The 6,056-nt window shown below is 75.0% G+C and carries 4 protein-coding genes and 1 pseudogene; 3 read left to right on the plus strand and 2 right to left on the minus strand.

Translation table 11 applies throughout. The annotated features are described in order from the left end of the window. Positions 1-316 precede the first annotated feature (316 nt). The 3 genes and pseudogenes from puuE to ACFE8Y_RS20415 form a co-directional block, all read left to right on the plus strand. Positions 317-1,222: pseudogene (gene puuE, locus ACFE8Y_RS20405) on the plus strand (allantoinase PuuE); the annotation flags it as partial. Between the two features lie 44 nt (positions 1,223-1,266). Continuing rightward, the gene (gene hutH / locus ACFE8Y_RS20410) at positions 1,267-2,907 is read left to right on the plus strand and encodes a histidine ammonia-lyase (RefSeq protein ID WP_375466199.1); all 1,641 of its coding nucleotides are present in this window, start codon (positions 1,267-1,269) and stop codon (positions 2,905-2,907) included. Positions 2,908-3,356: 449 nt separating this feature from the next. Next, positions 3,357-3,653 (plus strand): hypothetical protein, encoded by a 297-nt coding sequence (locus ACFE8Y_RS20415; protein ID WP_375466200.1) that lies wholly within the window; start codon positions 3,357-3,359, stop codon positions 3,651-3,653. On the opposite strand, the gene ACFE8Y_RS20420 is transcribed toward ACFE8Y_RS20415, so the two are convergent. Both ACFE8Y_RS20420 and ACFE8Y_RS20425 read right to left on the minus strand, forming a co-directional pair. Further along, positions 3,614-4,759 (minus strand): caspase family protein, encoded by a 1,146-nt coding sequence (locus ACFE8Y_RS20420; RefSeq protein ID WP_375466201.1) that lies wholly within the window; start codon positions 4,757-4,759, stop codon positions 3,614-3,616. The genes ACFE8Y_RS20415 and ACFE8Y_RS20420 overlap by 40 nt on opposite strands. Then, the gene (locus ACFE8Y_RS20425) at positions 4,756-6,012 is read right to left on the minus strand and encodes an allantoate amidohydrolase (RefSeq protein WP_375466202.1); all 1,257 of its coding nucleotides are present in this window, start codon (positions 6,010-6,012) and stop codon (positions 4,756-4,758) included. Before ACFE8Y_RS20425 ends, ACFE8Y_RS20420 begins: the two co-directional genes overlap by 4 nt. Positions 6,013-6,056: the final 44 nt, after the last annotated feature.

Genomic DNA, 6,056 nt, shown 5'->3' on the forward strand with positions numbered 1-6,056 from the left:
CCGGCGCGTCGGGCCGTCGCCCGGGGCGGTGGCGGCTGAGCCACCGACGCGGGCACCGCCCCGCCGCCCCAAGCCTTCCGGTTCAGCCACCGCAAGGCCCCCATCCGTATGGGCGGCAGGTCACGGATCAAAAGCATGAATTAGGATAAAAGTCAAGAAAAATCGGCGTGCGCACGCGGTCCATCCCGGGTGCCGGCGCGGGCGCTGCCGATCATGAACGTGCGGGCAGGCGGCCGGAGCCGCCGTCCCGGGCCTTGACGCGGCCCCCCGCCCCGTCCTTGCCTCACGCGACTGCGCCCCGAGCCGAGCGAGCCCCTTGACCGATCCCGCCCCCTATCCCCGCGACCTCGTCGGCTACGGCCGCAATCCCCCGCACGCCGACTGGCCGGGCGGCGCCCGCATCGCCGTGCAGATCGTGCTGAACTACGAGGAGGGCGCCGAGGCCTGCATCCTGCACGGGGACGCGGCCTCCGAGGCGTTCCTGTCCGAGATCGTCGGGGCGCAGCCCTGGCCCGGGCAGCGCCACATGAACATGGAGTCGCTCTACGAGTACGGCGCGCGGGCCGGGTTCTGGCGCCTGTGGCGGCTGTTCACGGAGCGCGCCGTGCCGGTCACCGTGTTCGGGGTGGCCAACGCCCTGGCGCGCAACCCGGAGGCGGTGGCCGCCATGCGGGAGGCCGCGTGGGAGATCGCCAGCCACGGCCTCAAGTGGGTCGACCTGCGCGACTACGCCCGGGAGGAGGAGAGCGCCGCCATGGACGCGGCGATCCGCATCCACACCGCGGTCACGGGCGCGCGGCCGGAGGGCTGGTACTCCGGCAGGTCCTCGATCCACACCCTCGAACTCGGCTTGGCGCGCGGCTTCACCTACCTCTCCGATTCCTACGCCGACGACCTGCCCTACTGGCTCCGCGGAGCGGCCGGCACCGGCCTCGTCGTGCCCTACACCCTGGACGCCAACGACATGCGGTTCGCAGCCGCGCAGGGCTTCAACTCCGGCGACCAGTTCTTCGCCTACCTGCGCGATTCCTTCGACGTGCTGTACGCCGAAGGCGAGCGCGCGCCGAAGATGCTGTCGGTCGGCCTCCACTGCCGCCTCGTCGGGCGGCCCGGGCGGACGGCCGCGCTCATGCGCTTCCTCGACCACGTCGCGGCGCACGACGGCGTGTGGCTCGCCCGCCGCATCGACATCGCCCGCCACTGGATCGCCCGCCACCCGGCGGCGTGATTCGTGCTCCCCGCCGCGAGCCCTTCGAGAGACGCACCATGACGACCACCATCGACGGCCGCACCCTCACCGCCGCGGACGTGATGGCCGTGGCAAGGCCGAATGCTGCCGGGACCCGCTCCACGGCCGTCCTCGATGCGGCTGCGCGCAGCGACCTCGTCGGGGCGCGGGACTACATCGAGGCGCACTTCATGCGCGACGACGCGCCGCTGATGTACTCCTTCAACACCGGCGTCGGCCTGTTCAAGGACCAGCGCGTGCGGCTCGACGAGATGCAGGCCTACCAGCGGCTCACCGTCTACGCCCACGCCACCGGCATGGGCGAGCCCTTCGACGCGGAGACTGTCCGCGCCACCATGCTGCTGCGCGCCAACGCCTTCGCCTCGAACTATTCCGGGCCGCGCGTCGCGGTGGTCGACCGGCTGCTCGCCTGCCTCAACGCCGGGCTCGTCCCCGTCATCCCGTCGAAGGGCTCGGTCGGCGCGTCGGGCGACCTCGCGCCGCTCGCGCATCTGGCCGGCGCCATCTGCGGCTTCGCCGAGGCCGAGGCCTTCTTCGAAGGGCGCCGGATGCCGGCCCGCGCGGCGCTGGAGGCCGCGGGGCTCGGCCCGGACTTCCCCCTGGAGGCCAAGGACGCGTCCGCGCTGATCAACGGCTCGACGGTGTCGCTCGCCGTCGGCGTGCTGGCGCTGGAGGACATGAAGCGGGTGCTCAAGCACGCGGAGATCGCCCTGGCGCTGACCCTGGAATGCCTTCGGGCGGAGAAGGCCGCCTTCGATCCGCGGGTACACGCGGCCCGGCCCCACCGGGGACAGGCGGCCTCGGCCCGCAACGTCCTGCGGATGATCGGCGATTCGCGGCGCTGCACCGAATCGGCCCGGCTGACCGTGTTCCCGGACGAGGCCCGCGCGCCCGGCCAAGCCCCGTCCCCGCGGGTGCAGGACGTCTACTCGCTCCGGTGCGCGCCGCAGGTGCACGGGCCGGTGCGCGAGGCGCTGGCCTACATCGACGGCATCCTCGGCACCGAGATCAACTCCGCGACCGACAACCCGCTGATCTTCCCGCAAGGCGAGGCGGACGGCGGCGGCTACGCCTGCATCTCCGGCGGCCACTTCCACGGCGCCTACGTGGCGCAGGCGACGGACCTGCTGGCCATCACGGCCACCGACCTCGGCGCGATCTCGGAGCGGCGGCTCGCCCGCCTCATCGACCCGACCATGAGCTACGGCCTGCCGCGGAACCTGCTCGCCGGCAAGAAGGGCCTCAACACCGGGTTCGCCACCGTGCAGTGCACCCTCTCGGCCCTGGTGATGGAGAACCGGACGCTCGCGACGCCGGGCTCGGTCGATTCGATTCCGGGGAAGTCCAACGCCGAGGACCACGTCTCGAACTCGACGTGGTGCGCGCGCAAGGCCCGCACCATCGTCGAGAACGTCGAGACGATCGTGGCCGGCGAGATCCTGATGGCGGCCCAGGCCCTGTCGCTGGTGGCCGACGTGGCCAAGGACCATCCGCTCGGCACCGGCACGCAGGCCGCGCTCGCCGCCGTGCGCCGGGTGATCGAGCCGGCGCTGTCGGGCGACCGCTGGTACCACGCCGAGATGACCGACGCGCTCGCGCTCGTGCGCTCGGGCGCGATCGTGGCGGCGGTGGAGGCCGCGGTGGGACCGCTGGAGTAGATCGGGACGGCACCGGACGCCCGCGCCGCGACGGCGGACCTTCGACGGCGCGGGCCAGATGCGAGGGCCCGGCGTCCCGCCGACCATCCCGGAGCGTGCGGACCCCCTCACGCCTGCCAGGGTTTCACGGCGCTGCCGCCGAACGCGACGTGCCGGCGGAGGCCCTGCGCGAACAGGCCGTAGGGGTAACCTGGGCTCGCGCGCGCTCGCCGCGTCGAGGGCGGCGCGGTGCCCGGCCGACAGCGCGACGTCGAGCGCGGCGGCGTTGCCGAACACCTGCTCGGCCCGGCGCCGGTCACGTCGGAACGGTTCATCGCGCGGGCCGCCACCGCGCGAGGCGGCATGGGGCCTGCTGCACGGGGCGGCCCTGGTCTGCACCGGGGCGGACACCCCGCCGGGCTGCCCTGGTGGCGCGCGCGGCGATCAGCTGCTCGGCGGACGCCGCCGACGTGCAGGCGGCGCCGGCCGCGATCCGGCGGGAGACCGAGGCCCACCTGCGCCGCAGGATCGACCGGGCGGCGGCGGACGGCGAACCGCCGGCCGGGACGGACGCCGAGGCCCTGGCCGGCCACGTCATGGCGGTCGTCCAGGGCCTGTCGACCCTGGCGCGGGACGGCGCCGCGCGGGCCAAGCTCCGCACCGTCGCCGAAACCGCGATGCCGGCGTGGCCGGCGTCCCGGCAGCCCGACGCGGCCGGCACGCGGGATCACGGACCGACCGCGATCCTGCGGCAGCAGCCGACGTAATCCCGGTGGACCCAGCCGACCTGCCCGCCGCGCAGCGCGACGTTCACCCAGGCGCCCTGCCGGCCGAGCACCGTGAAGAGCGTCTCCGGCCCGAGCTTGGCCAAGCGCGCGCCGGCGCTGCCGCTCGGCAGGCTGCGCAGGGCAACCCAGTTGTCCCCGTGCGGATCGAGGTTGATCGGGTAGCCGAAGCTCGCGACGCGCGCGGCGCGCGGCGGATCGGCCGGCGCGACGGCCGCCGGAGGCTGCGGCCTCGGGACGACGGCGGGGGCGATCGGCGGGGGCGTGACGACCGCGGGCATCCCGGACGGGTCCGCCAGCGAGATGAAGCGCGCGCCCCGGACCTCGTTGTAGTAGGCCGGGACCTGCTTGTGCGGCACGCTCTCGGCCAGCCTGGCCACCTCGTCGCGCACGCTCTCGCCGAGGTCGATCAGGTTCAGCCCCGGCTCCTGGACGCGCCGGATGAAGACCCGGGTGAAGACCGAGTTCGGGTCCGGGTCGGCCCCCGGCATCCGGTCGAGGGCCGTCTGCCCGGCGCCGGCCGCGTAGAGCGAGAACACGCCGTCGGCCGTCTCGCCCCGTCGCGCGAGGCCGGTCTCCGCCCCGAGGCCGCGCGTCCCGGTCCGCGGGAACGGATTGTTGCGGCAGGCATCGAGCACCATCATCACGACCCGCGCGCCGTGCTCGCGCAGGGCGGCGCTGATGTCGGCCTCCGCGAGCGAGCGGCTGCGGGCGAACTGCTCCTGCCCGGCCTGCATCACCGGCATGTCGGCGGGCAGGAGGTAGTTGCTGCCCTGCAGGGCGAGGCCGTGCCCGGCGAAGTAGAACAGGGCCGTGTCGCCCGGCTGCACGGCCTCGGCGAACTGGCCGAAGCGCGCCCAGAAGGTCTCCTGGGTGACCGAGGCGGTCAGGAGGGTGACGCGAAAGCCCAGCCGCCGCAGGGCCGCGCCGACCGCCTGCGCATCGGCGACCGGCCGCTGCAACTGCGCGTCGGCGCCGAGATTCGCATAGGCGTCGATCCCGACGACGAAGGCGAGCCGGTCGGCGGCCCGCGCCGGCCACGCGGCGAGGCACAGGCCGAGCGCCATCGCGCCGATCGACCGCATCATTCCGGCTCCGCCCGCGCCGCGACGAAGCCCCGGATCGCCCGCAGCAGCACCCGCGCGCCCGCCTCGATGTCCTCCAGGCTCGCGAACTCGGCCGGGTTGTGGCTGATGCCGCCGCGGCAGCGCACGAACACCATGGCGATGGGCGCGATCGCGGCCACCGCCATGCCGTCGTGGCCGGCCCCGCTGGGCAGCGCCAGCACCGGGTAGCCCTCGGCCGCGATGGCCGCCCCGATCAGCGCCGTCAGCGCGGGATCGCAGGGCACGGCGTCGGCCTCGTGCAGGAGGGCGATGCCGAAGCCCAGCCGCCGGCGCACGGCGATCCTGCGGCAGGCGGCCTCGATGTCGGCGAGCGCCGCGCTGCGCTGCGCGTCGTCGGGGGCGCGCAGGTCCAGGCTGAAGCGGGCCTGGCCCGGGATGGTGTTGACGGCGCCGGGCCACGCCTGGATGCGCCCGACCGTGCCGACGAGGTGCCCCTCGCCGCGGCAGCGCGCCTCGATCGCCAGCACGCACTCGGCCGCGCCGACGAGCGCGTCGCGGCGCTCGGTCATCGCCACGGTGCCGGCGTGCCCCGCCTCGCCGGTGAGCGTGATCTCCAGCCGGCTCGCCCCGCTGATCGCCGTGACGAGGCCGACGGGCAGCCCCTCCCGCTCCAGCATCGGCCCCTGCTCGATGTGCAGCTCGACGTAGCCGAGGATCGTCTCGGGCGCCCGCGCCGCGGTCGCGACCGCTCCGGGATCGAGGCCGTAGGCCCGCATCGCGGCGGCGAGCGTCGTGCCGGAGGCGTCCAGCGTGCGCAGCGCCGCCGGCTCGAGGTGGCCGGAGAACGCCCGGCTGCCGGTGAGGGTGGCGGAGAAGCGCACGCCCTCCTCGTCGGCGAAGCCCACCACCTCGAGGGCGACGGGCGGCACCCCCTCCCGCAGCAGCGCCTCGACGCACGCGATGCCGGTGAGAACGCCGAGCGGCCCGTCGTAGCGGCCGGCGTTGCGCACGGTGTCGAGGTGCGAGCCGATCACCAGGGCCGGCCCGCCGGGCCTCCTGCCCTCGATCCGGCCGATCAGGTTGCCGACGGCGTCGCGGCGCACGTCCATCCCGGCCTCGCGCATCCAGCCCGCCACCAGGACCTCGGCGCGGGCCTGCTCGGGGGTGAGGTAGAGCCGCGTGATCGCGCCGGGCTCGGCGCTGATCCGCGCCAGCGCGTCGAGCCGCTCCTGGATGCGGAGGGCGCCGTCGCCCCCGGGGAAGACCTCCGGCATCAGGCCCGCGGCGCGTTGGCGAGCGTCAGCACCGTCTGGAGCAG

Source organism: uncultured Methylobacterium sp. (assembly GCF_964242245.1).
Taxonomy (GTDB): Bacteria; Pseudomonadota; Alphaproteobacteria; order Rhizobiales; family Beijerinckiaceae; genus Methylobacterium.